Consider the following 21,038-nt stretch of genomic DNA (forward strand, 5'->3'; position numbering starts at 1 on the left):
CCATAACGCGGGGTGGAGCAGCCCGGTAGCTCGTCAGGCTCATAACCTGAAGGCCGCAGGTTCAAATCCTGCCCCCGCAACCAAACATTCAAACCCCGTAGAAAAACTGCGGGGTTTTGGCGTTTAACCGCCGCAATCTTCCAACCACCCAAAACAGCGACAAACCAGCCCGCTTGAGCTATCAGAGCATGTGCTTAACCAGGGAAGAAAATGGTGAACCTCGAACGCTCAATGCTCGCCGATCTCAACATATTCGTCACAATCGTGCGACGCCAGAGCATCAAACAGGCCGCTAACGAACTCGGCGTCACAACATCCGCAATCAGCCATCGTTTGCGTAAACTCGAAGCCGATCTCGGCGTCCGGCTCCTCAATCGCACAAGCCGATCCATCACGCCAACCGTAGCTGGCAAAGCGTTCGCTGAGCAATTTGCAGCCGCACAGGACGACTTTTGGAACCGGTTCTTAGAGGTCTGCGATGTTCCGCATATCCCGATCGTTGAGTGAATACCTTAATTTATTATATTCTAATAAATACAAATATCTAGCAAGCAATACTTCGCGGATTGTGGTTTGAATTTTGATTATTCAGTATTGATGTTGTGCCAAGATGCACAACTAACTATTAAATTGGAGGGAAAGCTATGTTTCGTGAATTCTCCTGGTAAGTGATGGGCGACCGGAATACCCGGTCGCCTTTGCTTTGTGACGCGGTATTTCGTTGGCGGAGAGGAAAATGCAGCTTGTTGACCACCCGTTCGTGAAATTTGATCAGCTGAAGCCAATATACAACTTCACATATCCGTTGTTTCGGACAATTTCAGACAAATTCCGCGGTTATATAAATTATTCCGAGCTGATTGATTGTGACAAGGTTCCGCGGGCTCAAAGTGTTTCTCTTTATCTCCATGTTCCGTTCTGCGAAACTATCTGTTCATTTTGCCCCTTTCAAAAAGGCGCTTATAAACATGCCAGTCAAATTGACGATTATACTGACGAACTTGTCAGAGAAATAAGTATCAAAGGTAATTTCGTTCGTTCATTAGGCGGACGTATCCGTACCATCTATATTGGCGGCGGTTCGCCATCTGTTTTAAGTGCCGAGAACATAAGAAAACTTGGCTCGCTACTTCACAGCGAGTTCGACTTGACATCCCTTGATGAATTCACGTTCGAATGTGAGCCTAAAAGCGTAACCAAAGAAAAATTGTATGCCGCTCGTGAGATTGGGGTCAATCGTATCAGCTTTGGAATCCAGACGTTCGTTGAACGTTTTCGCGCACTGTTTGACTTAACGTCGTCGCGTGAACAGATAGAGAATACTGTGCACTGGTCACAGGAAATTATTGGGCGTGTCGGGTTTGATATTCTGTATGGAATGCATGGTCAGTTATCTGAGGAATTCATCCACGATCTAAAACGCGCAACCGAGTTGCAGCCTGAGACCATTAATCTTTATCCCGTCAATAATATTTCTATCACGCCAAAGCTTCATAAACTGTATTCCGTGAAAGCGATGGAGCCGTCCAGCTTGGCTCATCGACAAGTTCTTCGCTTGTTTGGTGACACAGTTTTGCGTGAATGTGGCTATGCTCCTTGCAATGGGCATTCTTATATCAGAGATGCAAACTGCGGACCGCTCAATCTGGCAGGTATGTGTTCAGCAGATAATTTCCGCTATCACAAGTATCTACATGGCTATCATGACGACTATGTTGTTGGGTTTGGGGCTTCTGCCCAATCTATATTAGGACCGTTCATTACTCGCGCCAATCCAAATCGTAGCGACTATATCGCAGATATCAGGGAACACGGTGCGGCGAAAGTACACTACAACTGGGCACCGACGCGACAGAGTGCATCCAAAGCTCTCTGCATGCGCCTTCCCTATAGCGGGTATGTCGCCAAGGAACGCATCGACTGGAGGAATGTAGATCCGTTTGTCAGAGAAAATTTGCGACGCGTCATCAAAGCGGGTCTCGTCGTTGAAGATGAGCATTGCATGCAACTCACGCGGACAGGGTGGCAATAGTACTCCGGCTTGATGTTCTATCTGCTTCCTCAAGCCGACAGAGCTATCGTGGATGATTACGTCGCGGAAATGTTGAACGCCCCGGCTGTACTGGATGGAGCGACAGAAGTGTTTACGGCAGCCTGACGGAGATAGCGATGCATGAGATATTGTCCCATCGGCATATTCGTTATTTCTGTCTGACTGTTGTTCTTCTCGCGTTTCTCAGCGGTGCCCTGCGCACTGCCATACCTTTGCTTGCAACAAAGTCGGGTTACGGCGTTTTGGGGATAAGCTGGTCACAGGGGCTGTTCTCTTTGGCATGGCCCCTTTTCGGCATCGTCGCGGGCATTTTGCTGGACCGGAATGAAAAGGTGGTGCTCGCGGTTCGCGCACTTGCACTCTTCATCGTCATCCACCTCATTCTGTTCCTGATGCATAGGCTCCAATTCATTCCGGTTGAGCAGATTTTCGTCTACGCAATGATCGCTGGAATCATCGTGGTTTCAGCTGAAGCTTATATGCTAACGGTCCCGCCGCTCATTATGGAGGGAGACCAGCTCACCAGCTTCTATTCCATTGTGCTATTTCTGGATTTCGGCTTTTCATACTTCATCGGACCCGTTGTGACCACCGCCGTTCTGACCTCAAGCCCGCAGAGTTTTTACCTGCTGATAATCGCCGTACTGATTGCCACAATCTGGACAGTGCAACTGGCAATCCCGGAGCTTCCACCGATAAGTAAATCAAGCATCACAATTAACTACATTATGGCGGGCTTCAGATTCATTTTTTCTAATCGACAGTTAACTTCGCTGACCATTCTGACTTTCTTTCTGTCAGTCGTATTTGGAGCCTTTTTGACTTCTTTCGTGCTTTTCGTTACGGGCGATCAGCATCTCGGACTGGATGTCAGCCAGTATGGAATCATGTTCGGCGCATATGCTGTCGGATCGATGACTGGAGCCTTGTTTGTGCGACAACTTCTCGGTTCAACATCGGTACGGACCGCTGTGTTAGCTGACGGATTAGGCACTGTTGCCCTGCTGATCGTCCCGGCCTTCTGCAACAATGCTTTGCTTGTCTGGCTCACGACCTTTCTGGCGGGGGTAGGGCTTAGTCTTTGGTTTGTTGCCGTGACGGCTTTCAGGCAAAGTCTGACGCCGAGGGATCTGCTTGGTCGAACCAATTCTGCATTTCGGGTTATCGGTTATGCCGGAATGCCGATTGGTAGCTTGCTGGTCGGCGTTCTGGGTTCACTTGCATCATTACAATTCGCAGCGATCATCATAGCGGGTCTGCTCTTGTTGGCTCTCGCGATAACGCTTCCCTTGATCTGGTCTGTGGATGTTGAGCCAGAATGCCAGGAACTCGAATTCTAGTGGATTGAATTTGGCATTTGATGCCCGTCCGACATTAATCTCGGTTCAAACGTCAGATTCGAAAAAAACCATTAGATTGTACTCATCTTGGGTGATGAACGGCGAACAGTGTGTCGGATATGACGCAAAGCGTGGATACGACCGTTTTAAGCCATTTCCACTAACCAAAAGATTGCTAATATGACCTTGCAAGCATGGAGGGGCTCTATCCATGAAAGGTCTGGCAGATAAATCACCGCCTGGCGTCGGTGAAAACAACGATACTTCGCACCCTGCTGACGGGGTGCATCAGCCGTCGGAACAAAAGCCGGGCGACAACGCCCCCATAGGCGCGGAGCAGCTCGACTGGCTTGTCGCGATGATCAACCACGTGCCGGATTTCATCTATGCCAAGGACCTGCAGGGCCGGTTCCTGTTCGCCAATGAGGCGGTGGTTCGCAACAACGGCCTCTCGGACATCAAGGAACTGATTGGACTGACCGACTTCGATGTTCACGGCGAAGCTGCGATCATCGCTCGTATTTCCGAGATCGAAAAGCAGGTGATGGAGAGCGGCCAGCCCGATCTCGGCTATGAAGAGCGCGCCATGCGTGGAGGAGCCGATCGCTGGCTCATGATCTCGCGGGTGCCTTTGCGGGATAGAAGCGGCAATATCATCGGCGTCGTGGGCGTTTCCCGTGATATCTCCGTCAAGAAGCGAGCTGAACGCTTTATGCAGGTTCAGGCCCGTATTCTGGAAATGACGGTGAGCGCGGTCGCCATACCGGAATTTGTCGACCAGTTGACCCGGTTGCTGGAGGGGCTTGCGGCTGGCGTTCATTGCGTTGCAATGGTTACCGGCGAGACCAGTGACGATATTGTCATTTCCGCACCGTCGCTGCAGCCTTTGGCAAGCAATTTGAGAGACGGGTCTGAGCCACTATCTGCGGCACGCCTTGAGGCGACGCTGGAAGCTCTCGCTCCCGATAGCAAAGCCATATTTGCCATGGAGATTCCGTCTGCGGACGGTGAGGGGCATGGTGTTCTCGGCTTCGTGGTGGATGAAGAGGCTTCGGATGATCGCGGCCTTCGCGAGTTTTTGACCGCTGCCGCCGGGATGGCTGGCATCGCCATCGACCGACGCATCGCCGACGAGCGCATTCGTTATCTGGCTGAGCACGATACGCTGACGGGACTGGCGAACAGGGCCTTTCTGGAACGAAAGCTTGAACGGATACTCGAACAGGCTGCCGCCCATTCTCAGCGGGTGGCTGTCGGTTTTCTTGACCTGGACCAGTTCAAGCCAGTCAACGACACACTTGGTCATGCTGCCGGAGACAAGCTCCTGCAGCAGATTGCCGGACGGATTGCGCTACTGCTGCGTGACGGTGAGCTTGCCGGTCGCATGGGCGGGGATGAGTTCATTCTTGTCCTGCAGGCCGATGACGGGGATTTCTGCTCACGATTGGATGAAATCAGGCGCAGGATCAGCGAGCCGGTCGAGCTTGGCGGGATATTTCTGGAAGTCACCTGCAGTATCGGTGTTGCCTGTTTTCCGAGGCATGGCCGGTCGGTCACCGAACTGTTCGCGGCCGCAGATGCCGCCATGTATGATGCTAAAGCGAAGGGGCGCAACAGCGTCAGTATCTATTCCGATCAGATGTCGCGCGGACGTGCTTCGGGCGAGGACGGGCAGGCTTAGCTACTGCGTCACTTTCAGCCTATTCTGGCAGCCGATCCTGGCCCCTGATCCTGGCCTTGACGAACACGTCGTAGCGCGTGCTTTTGCCGAGTATCTGATGAGAGGGTTTGCGCAATCCGGCCATCGGGTCGGCGCGCAACGGCCACTTCAGCACCACGCGGTTCTGTGCGGCTTCCAGCGCCACTTGCATCAGCCGCTCGGCATCTGGATCGGTGCCAACGATCTCGCGGATCTGCCGCATTTCCTTCTTGACGAGCGCGCTGTTGCCGCGTGGAGGATGCATCGGGTCAACCAGCACGACCTGCGGCTTCAGTTCAGGCAGGAGCAGGCAGGAATCGCCCAGCAGAAGTGTCATGCGTGCGACGGTCTCGGCATAGCGACCGCCTTCTGCGGCTGCGCGTGCCAATCCTTCGGCGAGAAGACCATGCATCTTTTCGGAGCGCTCGATCAACGTTACCTTCGCACCCAGCGATGCCAGCAGAAAGGCATCGCGCCCGAGGCCCGCCGTCGCATCGACGATTTCCGGCATGACATCGCGCGTCAATCCGGCGGCCTTGGCGAGGGCCTGTCCGCGTCCTTCGCCGGAGCGAAACCGGTGACCGACAGCGCCTCCGACGAAATCAACGATCAGTTCCGATGGTTCGATTTTCTGCGACATGGATGCTCTCAGAAGGGGCAGGGCGCGGTAAAGGTCACAGAGCGACCGTCGGGATGCCGGAAAGATAATTCTTCCGCGTGCAGCAGCAGGCGATCTGCGGCAGAAAGTGCTTCGCCTTCGGCGTAGAATTCATCGCCGAGGATCACGTGGCCGAGCGCTTTCATGTGTACGCGCAGCTGGTGCGTGCGGCCTGTCAGCGGAAAAAGCCGCAGTCGGGTTGTGTTTTCGCCCCGATCCATAACCTGCCAGCGTGTCTGCGCGGATTTGCCGTGATCGCGGTCGACACGATGGCGCGGCTTGTTGTCGGGATCAATCGCCAACGGCAGATCGATCAACCCTTCGTCACCTTCGACGCGCCCCCAGACCACCGCGACGTAGGATTTTTCCGTCGTCCGTGCCTCGAACTGCGAGGCAATGGCGGCATGTGCCTTGCGGTTGAGCGACATCAGCACAAGGCCGGACGTGTCCTTGTCGAGACGATTGATCATCTGGGCTTGCGGAAACTGCTCCCGAACGCGCGTTGCGAGACTGTCCGACAATGCCGGGTGACGCCCCGGTACAGACAGCAAGCCGCCTGGCTTGTCCAGCACGAGAAAGCCTGGATCGCGATGAAGGATCGAGACATAGGGTTCGAGCGGCGGGTGATAGATAGGAGCAACGTCGGATAGCACAGTCATGATACGCTTCTAGCATGGTTTGCGCGATGCGGAGAAGCGTGCGCTCAATTCTGCAGCAGCAAAGGACAGACCATGTGCGCCGGATGGCTGATTGTTTGTGCCGGGAAAATAAATGGCGGAGAGGGAGGGATTCGAACCCCCGATGGAGTTGCCCCCATGCCGCATTTCGAGTGCGGTGCTTTCAACCACTCAGCCACCTCTCCGCGTTATGCAACACTGTAAAACGACCCTTGAAGAATCGCACAGTAAAGAGCATCAATAGCGAATGCCGAGCGTGCAGCGGCTCAATAACGGGCCAGCGCCGATTAGACAAGAGCTAATTTGCATTCCCTTGTGAAAATTCTTGACTTTTCTGCCGCTTCACACCTATAAGCACCAGACCTTAGGCGTGGGGTAATCCGCGCCTATTGTTTTGATTGCAGATTTCGGGCTTTTCCGGGCTGCGATCAGGGCCAAAAGCCCGCTCATCAACCGACTGATAAAAAGACGGCCCATCACTTCGACGCCAATGTCGTGGAAATGAGAGCCGGACCGAACAACCGAAAGGACAACAAATGTTCGCAGTCATCAAGACCGGTGGCAAGCAGTATCGCGTTGCCGCAAACGACCTCATCAAGGTCGAAAAAGTTGCTGGCGAAGCCGGTGACATCGTAGAATTCGCAGAAGTCCTGATGGTTGGCTCGACCATTGGCGCCCCGACCGTTGCCGGTGCACTCGTCACCGCCGAAGTTGTCGAACAGGGCCGTGGCCGCAAGGTCATCGCGTTCAAGAAGCGTCGCCGTCAGAACTCGAAGCGCACCCGCGGTCATCGTCAGGAACTGACGACCATCCGTATCTCGGAGATCCTCACCGACGGCGCAAAGCCTTCCAAGAAGGCCGCCGAGAAGAAGGCTCCGAAGGCAGCGCCTAAGAAGGCAGCAGCCAAGGCCGAGTCGGCTGAGTAAGTAGAGAGATTAAAGGAGAACACCAATGGCACACAAAAAAGCTGGCGGTTCCTCGCGTAACGGTCGCGATTCAGAATCCAAACGCCTTGGCGTGAAGAAGTTCGGCGGCGAAGCTGTGCTCGCCGGCAACATCATCGTGCGCCAACGCGGCACGAAGTGGCATCCGGGCGCCAATGTTGGCCTCGGCAAGGACCACACGATTTTTGCAACCACGAACGGTTCTGTATCTTTCCGTACGAAAGCCAACGGCCGTACGTACGTATCGGTAGACCCGATCGCGGAAGCAGCAGAGTAAGCCGGGCACTCTCTAAAGCACCGGCGTCCCATCGGACCCGGTGCAAATGGCAGCCTAGCCAAAAGATCGAAGGGAAGATGGGGCCACCATCTTCCCTTTTTGCATCTGGAGGAACGAAAAATGGTTGTCGAAGTTCTGGAAGAAGATTGTTACGACGCAAGCAGTAGCGAAAGAAGAGACAGTTACACCGATCTGTCGCCTGGCCTGAAGCCCGGTTTGGCGGCCAGTCTGGCTGATGATCTGAGCCCTGATCTGGCTTACGAATTAGACTGTCCTGTCCTCGTCACTGAAAGGCTGGTCCTGCGCCCGCCGCATGTCGAAGACGTGGATGCGATTTCCTATCTTGCCAATAACGCCCGCGTCTCCGGTATGCTTGCCCGCATGCCGCATCCATACACGCGCGAAAATGCCGTCGATTTTGTCGAGCGCGTGCGAAAAGGCGAGATGGGCAATTGCATCTACGCCATCACGCAAGCGGAAACCGGCATCTTTATGGGTTGCTGCGGCATTCATGCGCATAAGCATGGCGAGGGGCTGGAAATCGGCTACTGGCTGGGCGAGCCCTATTGGGGGCACGGCTTTGCCACCGAGGCCGCTCATGCCCTGATCGATCTGGCTTTCCGCGCAACTGCCATCGAGCGGCTTCATGTCTCGTGCCGGGCCAGCAATGGCGGCTCGCGCCGGGTGATCCACAAGTGCGGGTTCCAGTTCAGCAGCATGGGCATGGCGGATTCGCTTGCTGCAGGCAATGTGCCGGTCGAGCGCTATGTCCTTGATCGTCGCACCTGGATCGGGCTGAGAAGCTGGCAGTCATAAACAAAAGGTCCTGCGTGCCAAACCTTATAGGCCGCAGGACCAATAATAACGGGGAATGAAATGATGGATACTCACGCAATCGCACGCGAGAAGATCGTGGTGCGTGCGCTCGAAAAGGGTGATCTGCATCGCTATCGGGCTATAAGATTAAGCGCCTTGCAGCGTGCGCCAATGGCCTTCGGTTCGAGTTTCGAAGAAGAAAATGCCTATTCGGACAGCGTGTTCGCGCGTCGTCTGGAACAGGTGGACGGCAATGTGGTTTTCGGTGCCTTCGACGGCGAAAGCCTGCTGGGAACGGCTGGCCTTTTCCGCCACGACCGCAAGTCCGAGCGCCATCGCGGAACGCTCTGGGGTGTCTATGTGGCCCCCGAAGCACGCGGGCTGGAACTCGGCAAGGCTCTCGTCAGCAAGGTCATCGATCATGCTGCAAAGCAGGTCCTCGTTCTGGATGCCAAGGTGGTGGCCACGAATGAAGCCGCCAAGCGCGTCTATTATGCGCTTGGTTTCAAGACTTACGGTGTCGAACCCAAGTCACTTTACGTGCAGGGCCAGTATCTGGATCAGGAATTGATCTATATCGATTTCACCGATCCGGTCTGGAAAGACAAACTCGGATGAAATCTGGCCTCCTCGACTGTTTGCAGGAGGCCGCTTTTGCTGTAATTGCAACACACCACATGCGGGCACACGCCCGCATGTAACGATATTCAGGGCGCCTGCCGCCCAAAAGCCCGCCAGAGTGCGGGCATCCAAGAAGGTTACGTTCAGATGAAGTTTCTCGATCAGGCAAAGATCTACATCCGCTCCGGCAATGGCGGTGCGGGGGCGGTTTCGTTCCGCCGCGAGAAATTTCTCGAATTCGGCGGTCCTGACGGCGGTGACGGCGGACGCGGCGGCGATGTCTGGGTCGAGGCTGTAAATGGTCTCAACACGCTGATCGATTATCGCTATCAGCAGCATTTCCGGGCCAAGACCGGCATGCATGGCATGGGCCGCAACATGACCGGCGGCAAGGGCGACGACGTTATTCTCAAGGTGCCGGTCGGCACGCAGATTTTCGAGGAAGACGACGAAACGCTGATCTGCGACATCACCGAAATCGGCCAGCGCTACCGGCTGGCCAAGGGCGGCAATGGCGGCTTCGGCAATCTGCATTTCACGACCTCGACCAATCGCGCGCCGCGCCGCGCCAATCCCGGACAGGATGGCATCGAACGCACCATCTGGCTGCGCCTGAAGCTGATCGCCGATGCTGGTCTGGTCGGTCTGCCCAATGCCGGAAAGTCAACCTTCCTTGCAAGCGTGACAGCTGCCAAGCCGAAGATTGCCGATTATCCATTCACCACGCTGCATCCCAATCTGGGCGTCGCGCGTGTGGACGGTCGCGAATTTGTTATCGCCGATATTCCGGGCCTCATCGAAGGAGCGAGCGAGGGCGTCGGCCTTGGCGACCGTTTCCTCGGCCATGTCGAGCGTACGCGCGTTCTGCTGCATCTGGTTTCGGCGCAGGAAGAGGATGTTGCCAAGGCCTATCAGGTCATTCGTGGTGAGCTTGAGGCCTATGAGCACGGGCTTGCCGACAAGCCGGAAATTGTTGCGCTGTCGCAGATCGATACGCTGGATCCTGAAGCGCGCAAGGCCAAGGTCAAGGCGCTGAAAAAGGCATGCGGGCGCGACCCGCTGCTGCTTTCAGCTGTCAGCCATGAAGGTCTGAATGATGCTCTGCGCCAGCTCGCAAGCGTCATCGATCAGAGCCGCGCCGCAGAGGCCGGAACGGCGGAAGCCGAAGAATAAGCGTCGGATTTTATTCGGGCGCGCATCTTGTCCGAAAACCGTTTCACACTTTTCGGGATGCGCTTTGGATGCGGCGAGGGGAATGAAGGCATGCTGAAGAAACTGAAAGACTATCGCCGCATCGTTGTTAAAATCGGGTCCGCTCTTCTGGTGGATCGGGTCGCCGGTCTCAAGCGGGACTGGCTGGAAAGCCTCGGACAGGACATTGCCGCTCTTCATCATGCGGGCGTCGAAGTTCTGGTGGTTTCTTCAGGTGCTATTGCACTTGGACGCACGGTTCTGGGGCTGCCAAAGAAGGCGCTGAAGCTTGAGGAAAGTCAGGCTGCCGCTGCCGCAGGCCAGATCGCGCTCGCCAAGGCCTATGCCGATGTGCTCGGCGGCCATTCCATCCGCTCAGGCCAGATTCTCGTCACGCTTTCCGATACCGAGGAACGCCGCCGCTATCTCAATGCGCGCGCGACCATCGAGACGCTGTTGAAGCTGAAGGCTATCCCGGTCATCAACGAGAACGATACGGTGGCGACCACCGAAATCCGCTATGGTGACAATGATCGTCTGGCCGCACGTGTGGCGACCATGATGGGCGCGGACCTGCTGGTCCTGCTGTCCGATATTGACGGGCTTTATACGGCCCCGCCGCACAAGAACCCGGATGCTGCGTTTCTGCCTCTGGTCGAAACCATCACGCCGCAGATCGAGGCCATGGCCGGAGCGGCGGCGTCGGAACTGTCGCGCGGCGGCATGAAGACGAAGCTCGACGCAGGCAAGATCGCCAATGCGGCAGGGACCGCGATGATTATCACATCGGGTACTCGTTTTGGCCCGCTTTCGGCAATTGATCGCGGGGAGCGCGCAACGTTGTTTGAACCGGCGCGTGCGCCGGTCAATGCCTGGAAAACCTGGATTTCCGGCAATCTTGAACCGGCCGGCCGTTTGACGGTGGATGCCGGTGCGGCCAAGGCGCTGAAATCCGGCAAGTCGCTTTTGCCAGCGGGCGTGAAGGAAATCGACGGCCAGTTCGAGCGCGGCGATACGGTTGCTGTGATGAACGAAGACGGGCGCGAAATCGCGCGCGGACTGATCGCTTATGATGCCGAGGACGCGCGCAAGATCGCAGGCCATAAAAGCGATGAGATCAGTGAAATTCTTGGCTATGATGCTCGCGCGGCGATGATCCACCGCAACGATCTGGTTGTGCGTGCTGCCAGCAATGCAGAAGTCGCATAGTGTGGCGAATCCAAAATTCGCATTACTTTGGTGTGGCGTTGCGAACGAATTTCGGATTCAAAGCCACACCAGTATTATATTAAATCAAGTGTGGTTTGCGGATTTGAAGTTCCTGAACGCGAATGCCATGCAAATGACAGGAACTTCAAGTCCACCACACTAGGGGGAGATGGGATGCTGACCAAGGCAGAAACGGCAAACGACATTGCTGCAGTGATGGCGGAAGTGGGCCGCAAGGCACGCGCTGCCGCAGCCCCTCTTTCCATCGCCACCACTGAACAGAAGAACAAGGCGCTGATTGCCGCCGCCGATGCGATGCTTGAAGCGCGTGGCGACATTCTTGCAGCCAACAGGCTTGATCTGGCCAATGCGGAAAAGAGCGGCATGGCAGCATCCTTCGTTGACCGGCTGACGCTCGATGACGGCCGGATCAATGCGATTGCTGACGGTATCCGCGCCATTGCCGCCCTGCCTGATCCGGTGGGCGAAGTGATTGCTGAATGGGACCGTCCGAATGGCCTCCATATCGAGCGCGTGCGCACGCCGCTGGGTGTGATCGGCGTCATTTACGAAAGCCGCCCCAATGTGACCGCCGACGCCGGTGCGCTGTGCCTGAAGGCAGGCAATGCCGTCATTCTGCGCGGCGGCTCGGATTCGGCACATTCGTCGGCGGCCATTCATAAAGCACTGGTCAGGGGGCTTGAAGCTGCCAACCTGCCAGCCGATGCGATCCAGATCGTGCCGGTGACAGACCGTGCCGCTGTTGGCGAAATGCTGAAAGGTCTGGACGGTGCGATTGACGTGATCGTGCCGCGTGGTGGCAAAAGCCTTGTTGCCCGCGTTCAGTCGGAAGCGCGGGTGCCGGTCTTCGCGCATCTGGAAGGCATCTGCCATCTTTATATCGACAAGTCGGCCGATCTCGACATGGCTCGCAAGATTGCAGTCGATGCCAAGATGCGGCGCACCGGCATTTGCGGCGCGGCGGAAACGCTTCTGGTGGATCGTGCTGCGGCTTTGACCCATCTGGCACCGATCCTTGAAGATTTGTCCGCCAAAGGCTGTGAAATTCGCGGGTCTGAGGACGTGCTGGCGCTCTATCGGGCGGCAAAGCCTGCCACCGAAGACGACTGGTCGACCGAATATCTCGATGCGATCATTTCCGTTGCTTTGGTTGACGGTATTTCGGGCGCGATTGAACACATCAACCGCTATTCCTCGCATCACACCGAAGCTATCGTAACGCAGGATGCGGCAGCGGTTGCGCGCTTCTTCAACGAGATTGACTCGGCCATTCTCCTGCACAATGCCTCGACGCAATTTGCCGATGGTGGCGAGTTCGGCATGGGTGCGGAAATCGGCATCGCTACCGGCAAGATGCATGCGCGTGGGCCGGTTGGCGTGGAGCAGCTCACCTCGTTCAAATATCGTGTGCGCGGTGACGGGCAGATCCGTGGTTAGGTTCGAATGAAATTCGGCTTCGGGCTTTCCGCATTGAAGGCGCAATATCCTGGTGTCGATGCGCATTATCTGCGCATGCCTTATGTCGAGAAGGGTATGGCGGTCGGGCTGTTCGGCGGCTCGTTCAACCCGCCGCATGGCGGGCACGCGCTGGTGGCGGAAATTGCCATCCGGCGGCTGAAGCTCGACCAGCTCTGGTGGATAGTGACGCCGGGCAACCCGCTGAAGGACAGCCGCGAACTGGCACCGCTTGCCGACCGGTTGAAGCTGAGCGAGGAAATTGCATCCGACCCGCGCATCAAGGTGACGGCCCTCGAAGCGGCGTTCAATGTGCGTTATACGGCGGATACTCTCGCGCTTATCCGCGATGCCAATCCCGGCGTCCATTTTGTCTGGGTGATGGGCGCGGACAATCTTGCCTCCTTCCACCGCTGGCAGCGCTGGCGCGAGATTGCGCAGAACTTTCCGATTGCGGTTATCGACCGTCCGGGCTCGACGCTGGCTCATCTGTCGTCACGCATGGCACAGACATTCTCCGACAGCCGTGTCGATGAACAATATGCGCCGATGCTGGCGCGTCGCACACCTCCGGCCTGGACCTTCATCCACGGACCGCGTTCGTCGCTCTCATCCAGCGCGATCCGCAAATCCCGTACATGATCTTGATGCTTTCATGACGATTTCGACAAGATATATGCAAAACGGGCGAATAAACTGAAAAAGTGAACGGGTTGGAAAAGCCGATACTCTTGAAACAAAACAGGGACTCTGCCTATTTTAGGGAGTGTGGTGCTTATAACTGCCACACGGCGTTGTTCTGTTGAGAAAGGGAATACACTGAGAACAGCAATTGAGAAGAAGGCTCATCACGCGCCTTCAACGGTCAGGATGGACGAGTCCAATCTCGTGTCCCAGACCTTCGACGCGGCCTTGGCCAGTCTCGAAAACTCCAAGGCAGAATCCATCATCCCCATCGACATTCGCGGAAGATCAACGATCGGCGATTATATGATCGTCGCGTCGGGCCGTTCGCATCGCCATGTGACGGCGGTTGCCGACCATCTCCTGCAGGCCCTGCGTGAAGCAGGCTGCAAGGATATACGGGTCGAAGGTCTCGAGAGTGGCGACTGGGTTCTCATCGACACCGGCGACATCATCGTCCATGTCTTCCGACCGGAAGTTCGTGATTTCTACAATCTCGAGAAGATCTGGCTCGACGAGGGTTTCGACGCGTTCGACACCGAACGTGCGCCGGGATTGGTGCATTAGAGCATTTCCCGTAAAAGTGCGAAGCGGTTTTGCGTCGGATAATGCGTGAAAGAAGAAGATTAAAGCGTGATACGCTTTAATTCGATGAATTGAGAGCGTCATGCGTGTAAGTGTTTTTGCCGTGGGCCGGATGAAAGCCGGCCCCGAACGGGAGTTGGTCGAGCGCTATTTCGATCGATTTTCGAAAGCTGGACCGCCATTGGGGCTTGAATTCGCCGGTGTGAGCGAAATTCCCGAAAGCCGGGGCCAGACGGCAGAGTTGCGCAAGGCCGAAGAGGCCCAGCGCATCCATGAAGCTCTCGATAATGGAGCTGCCTTGATCCTTCTCGACGAGCGCGGCAAGGCGCTCGGATCGGAAGCTTTTGCGGATCGCATCGGGCGGATGCGGGACGACGGCAAGCGCCAGCTCATCGTCGCCATTGGCGGGCCGGACGGCCACGATCCGGCATTGCGATCACGCGCCGATCTCGTTCTGGCGCTGGGCGAATTGACCTGGCCGCATCAGATCGCCCGCATCCTGATTGCCGAGCAGCTTTATCGCGCCGCTACCATTCTGGCAGGCCATCCTTATCATCGGTCTTGAAATGCGTAATGCAGGCGTATGCAGCCGCGGTCAAGCGTCTTGGCGCTGAGGAGAACAGGGCTCGCCTTGAAGCCGGTTGCAGGAAATAGCGGTATGCCGCCGCCAATGAGTTCGGGGATGAGGTAGATTTCGATCTCGTCCAGCGCGCCGCGTTCCAGAAATGCCATTTGCAATTGCCCGCCGCCGAGCATCCAGACATCGCCATCGTCGAATGTCCGTATTTCGGTGATCAGCGCATCCACATCCTGACGTATTTCGAGCGGCCCCTTCGGGGTCTCGATCGGCCTTGACGTGACGACGATGGCTCTCTGGTCGCCATAGGCCCAGGGCGCATCGCTTTCGGCGATGAAGTCATAGGTTCCCCGGCCCATGACAACAGTGCGTATTCCTTTGATGAAGGTGCGGTAATCGTGCTCCCCCATATCTCCGCCGTCATATTTGAACAGCCAGTCGAGGTTTCCGTTCTCGGCGGCAATAAATCCGTCGAGACTGGCGGCAATGTAGCCGACAATCCTTGCCATGATGAATTCTCCGATTGATTTATAAATGAATATACGTTTATATATTCTGCATGGCAAGAACCAAATCCGTGCCCGATGAGGCAGTGCTCGACCGATTAATGGCTGTTGTGGCGAAAGAAGGTCCCGACGGGCTTACCTTTGCGCGGGCTGCAAAGGCTGCCGGGCTTTCGGCGGCTACGCTCGTCCAGCGTTATGGCAGCAGTCAATCCATGCTTGAGGCGGTGCTGTTACGGGCGTGGGATCAGCTCGATGCGGCAACGCGTACTGCCGACGAAAATGCGGCGCTCACACCGCAAGGCGCGATAGATCTGCTGATGGCGCTCATGCCCCCCGACACCGCGGATTATAACGCCACAGATGGTTTGCTTCTTCTGCGCGAGGACATTCGAAACCCGGTCTTGCGCGCACGGGGGGCCGCTTGGGGCCTATATCTGGCAGATGCGTTGGGGCGACGACTTTCCGGCGATGCGGCAAAAGCTGAACGCCTTGGCTGGCAGATGGCAAGCATCTGGCAAGGCGCGCATATCTGGTGGGCTTTCACGCGCTCCGAGCCACCGGAGATAGCAATCCGGCGGGCACTGATGGAATGGGTGGAGACGTCGCGGTGCACAGGCTCGCGGAATCACCATTCGTAATACGGTTCATTTCCTTGACAATACGCTGAAATCTTAGGATTGCTCCCGACATGAAATGCATTTGATTGGGCATAATGCATTGTTTTATTAGAATTAACTAAAGTGCTTGGGGGGAAATTGAACAGGCCTACGATTATATCGCTATCGACTATTCCGCCGCGTTTTGATCTTTTGAAGCCAACGCTGTTGTCGCTTCTGTCGCAAAGGCTGAAAGCCGAGGAAATCCGCCTCTATATACCGCACAAGTACAGGCGGTTTCCCGATTGGGATGGGCGCTTGCCTGAAGTGCCAGCTGGCATAAAAATTGTCCGTTGCGAGGAAGATCTCGGACCTGCCACCAAGGTTCTGCCAGCGGCCCGCGATCTCAAGGGGCGGGACGTGGATATTCTGTTCTGCGACGACGACAAGATTTACGATGCCAATTGGCACCAGCGTTTCAAGACGGAAGCCGCGTGCAAGCCGGGCCATTGCATTATCGAGGTCGGGGAAACATTTCCCGATATTGCCGATGCAGGCAGATCCGCCGACCGGCTCCCGCGCAGCCGCTGGAAGCCCAAGGACTACAAGTATAGAATGAAACGCGTCGCTTCCCTGTTTCTGCATAAGCCGGACCGCAGCATGCCCGGTTATGCCGACCAGATTTCCGGCTTTGCCGGTGTGCTTGTTCATCCTGAATGGTTCGATGAGTTGTTCTACGATATTCCCGACATCATGTGGACCGTGGACGACCCCTGGATCTCCGGCCATCTTGAAAGACGTGGCATTCCGATATGGGTGATCGGCCAGAACTGCCGCCGCGCCGAAGGCAAGGGAAGCGGGGTGAGCGCTCTCCTGAACCATGTCGAGGACGGGCAGGGTCGCGTGCACGCCGACCTGTTGGTGATCGACTATTTCCGACAGCACTACGGCATCTGGAAAAAAACCGAAAAGATCGACGAAAAAGCGGCGCTACGCACGACATCGATGCGCGAAATGATGCGGCGCAGAAAAGCAGAACTCGGCCTGATTGATTCATAAGGACGGATGCGGAGGGGCCTACTGACTGCAGTTGCCAATTTGGTTGACGCTTGGAGGAGCGGCGGCGCTGGGTTCGGCATTGCAGTCGACGGGTTTATGGTTGATGGTTCGTTAACGGGTTCGGGCTAGTTTCGGCTCTGAATTTGGCCTTGTTTCGTCCTGATAGAACACGCATGAGTCCTGTACGCTTTTTCAAAAGACCACGATTGCTTGTTTTCGCGCAGGCTGGCCTCGTCTTGGCTGGCGTGTTCGCCTGCGCGCCGTCGGTTCTTGCGCAGGAAGCCTTGCAGCAGCAACGCGATCAGGCGGCGAGCGAATATGAAAAGCTCAGCAGCGAACTCACCGTCACCGGCGACAAGCTGAAACAGCTTGAAGACGAGGTGGCCGGGCTCAAGAAGGACCAGGCCACCATTACCGCAGCGCTGATCCAGTCGGCCAAGACCGACAAGAAGCTGCAGCAGGATATTGCCGACATTGCCGACAAGCTGGTTTCGCTGCGCGAGCAGGAAGACGGTATTCGCTCGTCGCTGCGCGCAAGGCGGGGCGTTCTGGCGGAAGTGCTGGCCGCCTTGCAGCGCATGGGCCTGAACCCGCCGCCCGCCATTCTGGTTCGGCCCGACGATGCGCTTGCCTCGGTGCGTAGCGCCGTGCTTCTGGGCGCTGTCGTGCCCGAAATGCGCGAGCAGGTGGAAGAACTGACCGGCGATCTGAAGGATATGCAGCGGGTCACCGCTTCCATCACCGAAGAACAGGAAAAGCTGAAGACGACGCGCACCGTTCAGGCCGAAGAGCAGAAACGGCAATCACTTCTTCTTGAGGAGAAGAAGAAATTGCAGTCGCAATCGGAACAGGAAATCGACGCGCAGCGCGCGCGTTCGGAAGAACTGGCGGCCAAGGCAGGCAGCCTGAAAGACCTTATCGACGGGCTCGACAAGCAGATGGCAGGCGTGCGCGATGCAGCCGAAGCAGCCCGCAAGGCCGAGGCGGATCGCCTTGCAGCAGCAAGGGAAAAGGCCGGGGAATCGACGCCGGACGACACGCATCTGCGAGCCCATATTGATTTTGCCTCGCTTCAGGGCAAGCTTGCTCTGCCTGCGGCTGGCAAGACCATGCGGCGCTTCGGCGACAAGGACGGCGTCGGCGGCAGCATGATGGGGCAGATTGTCGAAACCTTGCCTTCTGCCACGATTACGTCACCTTCCGATGGCGTGATACTTTATGCGGGCACTTTCCGTTCTTACGGGCAGCTCTTGATACTCGACGCGGGCAATGGATATCATGTCGTAATGGCGGGCATGGGTCGAATCGACGTATCGCAAGGCCAATTTGTACTTGCTGGAGAGCCGGTCGGCGCAATGGGAGAAAAACTTCTGGCAAGTGTTGCACCGATAGAGGTGGGCAATGGTGCGCCATTGCTTTACATTGAATTTCGAAAGGATGGAAAACCCGTCGATCCCGCCCCTTGGTGGACCGAACGGCTTTCTGGAAGGACGTGAAAATGATACGTAAACTATCGCTGCTGTTCGCCGGGGCCCTTCTGGGGGCGTCAGCCATGGTGATGGTCCAGGGCGCGCCGGCTTCCACCGCTTTTGCGGCAGGGAAAGATAGCGATGTCTACAAGGAACTGGCCCTTTTCGGCGATATTTTCGAACGGGTGCGCGCGCAATATGTGACGCCGCCGGACGACAAGAAGCTGACCGAAAGTGCGATCAACGGCATGTTGACCTCGCTCGATCCCCATTCCTCCTATCTTAACCCGGAAGCCGCGCAGGACATGCGCGTGCAGACCAAGGGTGAGTTCGGCGGTCTCGGCATCGAAGTGACGATGGACAACGATCTCGTGAAGGTCATTGCGCCGATTGACGATACGCCTGCTTCCAAGGCCGGCGTGCTGGCAGGCGATCTCATCACCAAGATTGACGGGCAGGAAGTTCGCGGGCTGACGCTGACCGATGCGGTCGACAAGATGCGCGGTGAAATCGGTTCGCCTATCGAGCTGACCATCCAACGCCAGGGCGTCGACAAGCCGATCACGCTGAAGATCGCACGCGCCGTCATCAAGGTGAAGGCCGTCCGCTATCGCGTCGAGAATGACATCGGTTATCTGCGCGTGATCTCGTTCACCGAACAGACATCTGAAGACCTCAAGAAGGCGATCAAGGATATTCAGGACAAGATTCCTGCCGAAAAGCTCAAGGGTTTCGTGCTGGATCTTCGCCTCAATCCGGGCGGTCTGCTCGATCAGGCTGTTGCCGTTTCCGATGCCTTCCTCGACAAGGGTGAAGTCGTCTCGACCCGTGGTCGCGATCCGCAGGATGTGACCCGCTTCGATGCACGCAAGGGCGACCTGACTGACGGCAAGCCGGTCATCGTTCTCATCAATGGCGGTTCGGCCAGCGCGTCGGAAATCGTTGCCGGTGCGCTTCAGGATCATCGCCGCGCCACGGTGCTCGGCACGCAGTCCTTCGGCAAAGGTTCGGTGCAGACGATCATTCCGCTTGGTGAAAACGGCTCGCTGCGTCTGACGACGGCGCTTTATTACACGCCGTCGGGCAAGTCGATCCAGGGCAAGGGCATCACGCCTGACATCAAGGTCGATCAGCCTTTGCCGCCGGAACTGAAGGGTGAGGACGTCGTTCGCGGCGAATCCGAACTCAAGGGCCACATCAAGGGCAATGCCGAGGATGATAATGGCTCCGGTTCGTCGGCTTATGTCCCGGCTGATCCGAAGGACGACATCCAGCTCAACGAAGCCTTCAAGCTCCTGCGTGGTGAGGTGGCCAATGCCGCATTCCCGCCGGATCCGAAGAAGGGCGTGTTGAACTGATCGCTCCATGCTGGATCTGAACAGCCCGTTAGGACTGGATAAGAAACCGCAAAAGCGCGGGGGCTCACGCTCCCGCGCTTTTCGTTCGTTCATGACAGGCCTCGTCATTTTAGGTGGACTTGGTCTCGCCGGTGGCGCGGTGTTCGCCATCTGGCAGAGCAATCAGGCGGCTTTTCGCAAAACCGAAACCGCCGCCGTGGAGCCGACGCAAGTTGAAGCGCCAGTCGCCAACAAGACTGGAGCCAAGCCCGTAACCGGCAATACGCCGCCGCCCGGCAGTGCGCTGCGCGGGGCAAGCGGACAGCCGGGGCCTGCCATCATCAAGGTCACGCCGGACATGCCACCCGGTATGCCAGGTGCCGCCACCGGTATGGCGGAAGGGAATGTGGTCGTGGTGCAGAACACGCATCAATCCGGACAGGATAAGCGTGTCGCCCATCTGCCGGAACAGGCGCTGGTCGAGCAAAGCCCCACCGGCCCGCTGCCGGTGCGCGGGGCGGACGGACTGCGCCCGATGGATGCCTATGCAGCGGGATGGTCTGGCGCGCGTGGCGCGCGGATTGCACTTGTCATTGGTGGTCTTGGGCTGTCACAGACCGGCAGCATGGAGGCGGTCGACAAGCTTCCGCCGGAAGTCACGCTCGGATTTGCGCCGCAGGGCAACAGTTTGCAGCGCTGGATGCAGGCAGCCCGGCAAAACGGTCATGAACTTGTGCTGCAATTGCCGATGGAGCCTTTCGACTATCCGCGCGTCAACCCTGGTCGCAATACGCTGACGGTGGATGATGGGGCCAGCAAGAATCAGGCTTCCTTGCTGTGGGCGCTGTCGCGGATGACCAATTATGCCGGTGTGATGAATTATATGGGTGCGCGTTTTACATCCGAGACGGAAGCATTTTCGCCGGTGCTGGGCGAGATCGGAAAGCGCGGTCTTTATTATCTCGACGACGGCACCTCGGCGCGCAGCCAGGCTGACCGGATTGCGGGAAGCGATGCAGTGCCTTTCGCGGCGGCGGATATTCTGATCGATGCAGCGCAGGAGCGCGGCGCGATCCTTGATCGTCTCGATGAGCTGGAGCGGACCGCGCGTGCCAATGGCAGCGCCATCGGCACCGGCTCGGCCTTTGCGGTGACCGTCGATGCAGTTTCCGAATGGGCCAATGAGGTCAAGAAGCGCGGCATTGAAATCGTGCCGGTTTCGGCGCTGGTCCGCGATCCCGAACGGCAGTAGAGTATTTCCAGT

The 21,038-nt window shown here is 56.9% G+C and carries 22 protein-coding genes and 2 tRNA genes; 20 read left to right on the forward strand and 4 right to left on the reverse strand.

Going from position 1 to position 21,038, the window contains the following annotated elements:
• The first annotated feature begins 6 nt into the window (after window positions 1-6).
• The 5 genes from F9K94_RS18985 (at window position 7) to F9K94_RS19005 (ending at window position 5,074) form a co-directional block, all read left to right on the forward strand.
• Window positions 7-83, forward strand: a tRNA-Met gene (locus F9K94_RS18985).
• Between the two features lie 127 nt (window positions 84-210).
• Window positions 211-507: a helix-turn-helix domain-containing protein gene (locus tag F9K94_RS18990; RefSeq protein ID WP_235920657.1), complete on the forward strand. Its 297-nt coding sequence runs from the start codon at window positions 211-213 to the stop codon at window positions 505-507.
• Window positions 508-736: 229 nt separating this feature from the next.
• A complete protein-coding gene (locus F9K94_RS18995) occupies window positions 737-2,032 on the forward strand; it encodes a coproporphyrinogen-III oxidase family protein (protein WP_151647753.1) in 1,296 nt (431 codons plus the stop codon).
• A gap of 137 nt (window positions 2,033-2,169) precedes the next feature.
• Window positions 2,170-3,393, forward strand: a complete 1,224-nt coding sequence (locus tag F9K94_RS19000) for an MFS transporter (RefSeq protein ID WP_151647755.1) — start codon at window positions 2,170-2,172, stop codon at window positions 3,391-3,393.
• A 211-nt stretch (window positions 3,394-3,604) separates the two neighbouring features.
• Window positions 3,605-5,074, forward strand: a complete 1,470-nt coding sequence (locus F9K94_RS19005) for a diguanylate cyclase domain-containing protein (RefSeq protein ID WP_151647757.1) — start codon at window positions 3,605-3,607, stop codon at window positions 5,072-5,074.
• Between the two features lie 19 nt (window positions 5,075-5,093).
• Here the strand turns inward: F9K94_RS19005 and F9K94_RS19010 are convergent, their stop codons facing one another.
• From F9K94_RS19010 to F9K94_RS19020, 3 genes are all read right to left on the reverse strand, one after another.
• Complete coding sequence (locus tag F9K94_RS19010) at window positions 5,094-5,732, reverse strand: class I SAM-dependent methyltransferase (protein ID WP_151647759.1); 639 nt, start codon at window positions 5,730-5,732, stop codon at window positions 5,094-5,096.
• 8 nt (window positions 5,733-5,740) lie between these two features.
• Window positions 5,741-6,409 (reverse strand): pseudouridine synthase, encoded by a 669-nt coding sequence (locus tag F9K94_RS19015; RefSeq protein WP_151647761.1) that lies wholly within the window; start codon window positions 6,407-6,409, stop codon window positions 5,741-5,743.
• A gap of 113 nt (window positions 6,410-6,522) precedes the next feature.
• A tRNA-Ser gene (locus F9K94_RS19020) sits at window positions 6,523-6,612 on the reverse strand.
• Window positions 6,613-6,963: 351 nt separating this feature from the next.
• Between F9K94_RS19020 and rplU the strand changes: the two genes are divergently transcribed.
• The 10 genes from rplU (at window position 6,964) to rlmH (ending at window position 14,795) form a co-directional block, all read left to right on the forward strand.
• Complete coding sequence (gene rplU, locus F9K94_RS19025; protein ID WP_061347925.1) at window positions 6,964-7,353, forward strand: 50S ribosomal protein L21; 390 nt, start codon at window positions 6,964-6,966, stop codon at window positions 7,351-7,353.
• 25 nt (window positions 7,354-7,378) lie between these two features.
• Entirely contained in the window at window positions 7,379-7,648 is a 270-nt protein-coding gene (gene rpmA, locus F9K94_RS19030; protein WP_010661520.1) for a 50S ribosomal protein L27, read from the forward strand.
• 120 nt (window positions 7,649-7,768) lie between these two features.
• On the forward strand, window positions 7,769-8,464 hold the full coding sequence (locus F9K94_RS19035) for a GNAT family N-acetyltransferase (protein ID WP_151647763.1): 696 nt from the start codon (window positions 7,769-7,771) through the stop codon (window positions 8,462-8,464).
• Window positions 8,465-8,524: 60 nt separating this feature from the next.
• Complete coding sequence (locus F9K94_RS19040) at window positions 8,525-9,082, forward strand: GNAT family N-acetyltransferase (RefSeq protein WP_061347927.1); 558 nt, start codon at window positions 8,525-8,527, stop codon at window positions 9,080-9,082.
• A gap of 150 nt (window positions 9,083-9,232) precedes the next feature.
• Entirely contained in the window at window positions 9,233-10,258 is a 1,026-nt protein-coding gene (obgE, locus tag F9K94_RS19045) for a GTPase ObgE (RefSeq protein WP_061347928.1), read from the forward strand.
• 90 nt (window positions 10,259-10,348) lie between these two features.
• On the forward strand, window positions 10,349-11,485 hold the full coding sequence (gene proB / locus F9K94_RS19050; protein WP_151647765.1) for a glutamate 5-kinase: 1,137 nt from the start codon (window positions 10,349-10,351) through the stop codon (window positions 11,483-11,485).
• A gap of 174 nt (window positions 11,486-11,659) precedes the next feature.
• A complete protein-coding gene (locus F9K94_RS19055) occupies window positions 11,660-12,943 on the forward strand; it encodes a glutamate-5-semialdehyde dehydrogenase (RefSeq protein ID WP_151647767.1) in 1,284 nt (427 codons plus the stop codon).
• Window positions 12,944-12,949: 6 nt separating this feature from the next.
• Window positions 12,950-13,603 (forward strand): nicotinate-nucleotide adenylyltransferase, encoded by a 654-nt coding sequence (locus tag F9K94_RS19060; RefSeq protein WP_151647769.1) that lies wholly within the window; start codon window positions 12,950-12,952, stop codon window positions 13,601-13,603.
• Window positions 13,604-13,831: 228 nt separating this feature from the next.
• The gene (rsfS, locus tag F9K94_RS19065) at window positions 13,832-14,212 is read left to right on the forward strand and encodes a ribosome silencing factor (RefSeq protein WP_010661513.1); all 381 of its coding nucleotides are present in this window, start codon (window positions 13,832-13,834) and stop codon (window positions 14,210-14,212) included.
• A 100-nt stretch (window positions 14,213-14,312) separates the two neighbouring features.
• A complete protein-coding gene (rlmH, locus tag F9K94_RS19070; protein WP_010661512.1) occupies window positions 14,313-14,795 on the forward strand; it encodes a 23S rRNA (pseudouridine(1915)-N(3))-methyltransferase RlmH in 483 nt (160 codons plus the stop codon).
• On the opposite strand, the gene F9K94_RS19075 is transcribed toward rlmH, so the two are convergent.
• Window positions 14,783-15,316, reverse strand: coding sequence for a dihydrofolate reductase family protein (locus F9K94_RS19075; protein ID WP_151647771.1), 534 nt, complete (start codon window positions 15,314-15,316; stop codon window positions 14,783-14,785). The two genes, rlmH and F9K94_RS19075, sit on opposite strands and share 13 nt — an antisense overlap.
• Window positions 15,317-15,366: 50 nt before the next feature.
• Between F9K94_RS19075 and F9K94_RS19080 the strand changes: the two genes are divergently transcribed.
• From F9K94_RS19080 to F9K94_RS19100, 5 genes are all read left to right on the forward strand, one after another.
• A complete protein-coding gene (locus tag F9K94_RS19080) occupies window positions 15,367-15,951 on the forward strand; it encodes a TetR/AcrR family transcriptional regulator (protein ID WP_151647773.1) in 585 nt (194 codons plus the stop codon).
• Window positions 15,952-16,068: 117 nt separating this feature from the next.
• Window positions 16,069-16,968, forward strand: a complete 900-nt coding sequence (locus tag F9K94_RS19085) for a glycosyltransferase family 2 protein (RefSeq protein WP_151555927.1) — start codon at window positions 16,069-16,071, stop codon at window positions 16,966-16,968.
• A 173-nt stretch (window positions 16,969-17,141) separates the two neighbouring features.
• Complete coding sequence (locus F9K94_RS19090; protein ID WP_151555926.1) at window positions 17,142-18,464, forward strand: murein hydrolase activator EnvC family protein; 1,323 nt, start codon at window positions 17,142-17,144, stop codon at window positions 18,462-18,464.
• Window positions 18,465-18,466: 2 nt separating this feature from the next.
• Complete coding sequence (locus tag F9K94_RS19095; RefSeq protein ID WP_151555925.1) at window positions 18,467-19,795, forward strand: S41 family peptidase; 1,329 nt, start codon at window positions 18,467-18,469, stop codon at window positions 19,793-19,795.
• A gap of 7 nt (window positions 19,796-19,802) precedes the next feature.
• Window positions 19,803-21,026, forward strand: coding sequence for a divergent polysaccharide deacetylase family protein (locus F9K94_RS19100; protein WP_151647775.1), 1,224 nt, complete (start codon window positions 19,803-19,805; stop codon window positions 21,024-21,026).
• Window positions 21,027-21,038: the final 12 nt, after the last annotated feature.

It is taken from the genome of Brucella tritici, from assembly GCF_008932285.1.
GTDB classification, from domain to species: Bacteria; Pseudomonadota; Alphaproteobacteria; order Rhizobiales; family Rhizobiaceae; genus Brucella; species Brucella tritici.

Coding starts and splice junctions, on each gene's coding strand:
- F9K94_RS18990 (WP_235920657.1), top strand. CDS start 211: ATGGTGAACCTCGAACGCTCAATGCTCGCCGATCTCAACATATTCGTC.
- F9K94_RS18995 (WP_151647753.1), top strand. CDS start 737: ATGCAGCTTGTTGACCACCCGTTCGTGAAATTTGATCAGCTGAAGCCA.
- F9K94_RS19000 (WP_151647755.1), top strand. CDS start 2,170: ATGCATGAGATATTGTCCCATCGGCATATTCGTTATTTCTGTCTGACT.
- F9K94_RS19005 (WP_151647757.1), top strand. CDS start 3,605: ATGAAAGGTCTGGCAGATAAATCACCGCCTGGCGTCGGTGAAAACAAC.
- F9K94_RS19010 (WP_151647759.1), bottom strand. CDS start 5,732: ATGTCGCAGAAAATCGAACCATCGGAACTGATCGTTGATTTCGTCGGA.
- F9K94_RS19015 (WP_151647761.1), bottom strand. CDS start 6,409: ATGACTGTGCTATCCGACGTTGCTCCTATCTATCACCCGCCGCTCGAA.
- rplU (WP_061347925.1), top strand. CDS start 6,964: ATGTTCGCAGTCATCAAGACCGGTGGCAAGCAGTATCGCGTTGCCGCA.
- rpmA (WP_010661520.1), top strand. CDS start 7,379: ATGGCACACAAAAAAGCTGGCGGTTCCTCGCGTAACGGTCGCGATTCA.
- F9K94_RS19035 (WP_151647763.1), top strand. CDS start 7,769: ATGGTTGTCGAAGTTCTGGAAGAAGATTGTTACGACGCAAGCAGTAGC.
- F9K94_RS19040 (WP_061347927.1), top strand. CDS start 8,525: ATGATGGATACTCACGCAATCGCACGCGAGAAGATCGTGGTGCGTGCG.
- obgE (WP_061347928.1), top strand. CDS start 9,233: ATGAAGTTTCTCGATCAGGCAAAGATCTACATCCGCTCCGGCAATGGC.
- proB (WP_151647765.1), top strand. CDS start 10,349: ATGCTGAAGAAACTGAAAGACTATCGCCGCATCGTTGTTAAAATCGGG.
- F9K94_RS19055 (WP_151647767.1), top strand. CDS start 11,660: ATGCTGACCAAGGCAGAAACGGCAAACGACATTGCTGCAGTGATGGCG.
- F9K94_RS19060 (WP_151647769.1), top strand. CDS start 12,950: ATGAAATTCGGCTTCGGGCTTTCCGCATTGAAGGCGCAATATCCTGGT.
- rsfS (WP_010661513.1), top strand. CDS start 13,832: ATGGACGAGTCCAATCTCGTGTCCCAGACCTTCGACGCGGCCTTGGCC.
- rlmH (WP_010661512.1), top strand. CDS start 14,313: ATGCGTGTAAGTGTTTTTGCCGTGGGCCGGATGAAAGCCGGCCCCGAA.
- F9K94_RS19075 (WP_151647771.1), bottom strand. CDS start 15,316: ATGGCAAGGATTGTCGGCTACATTGCCGCCAGTCTCGACGGATTTATT.
- F9K94_RS19080 (WP_151647773.1), top strand. CDS start 15,367: ATGGCAAGAACCAAATCCGTGCCCGATGAGGCAGTGCTCGACCGATTA.
- F9K94_RS19090 (WP_151555926.1), top strand. CDS start 17,142: ATGAGTCCTGTACGCTTTTTCAAAAGACCACGATTGCTTGTTTTCGCG.
- F9K94_RS19095 (WP_151555925.1), top strand. CDS start 18,467: ATGATACGTAAACTATCGCTGCTGTTCGCCGGGGCCCTTCTGGGGGCG.
- F9K94_RS19100 (WP_151647775.1), top strand. CDS start 19,803: ATGCTGGATCTGAACAGCCCGTTAGGACTGGATAAGAAACCGCAAAAG.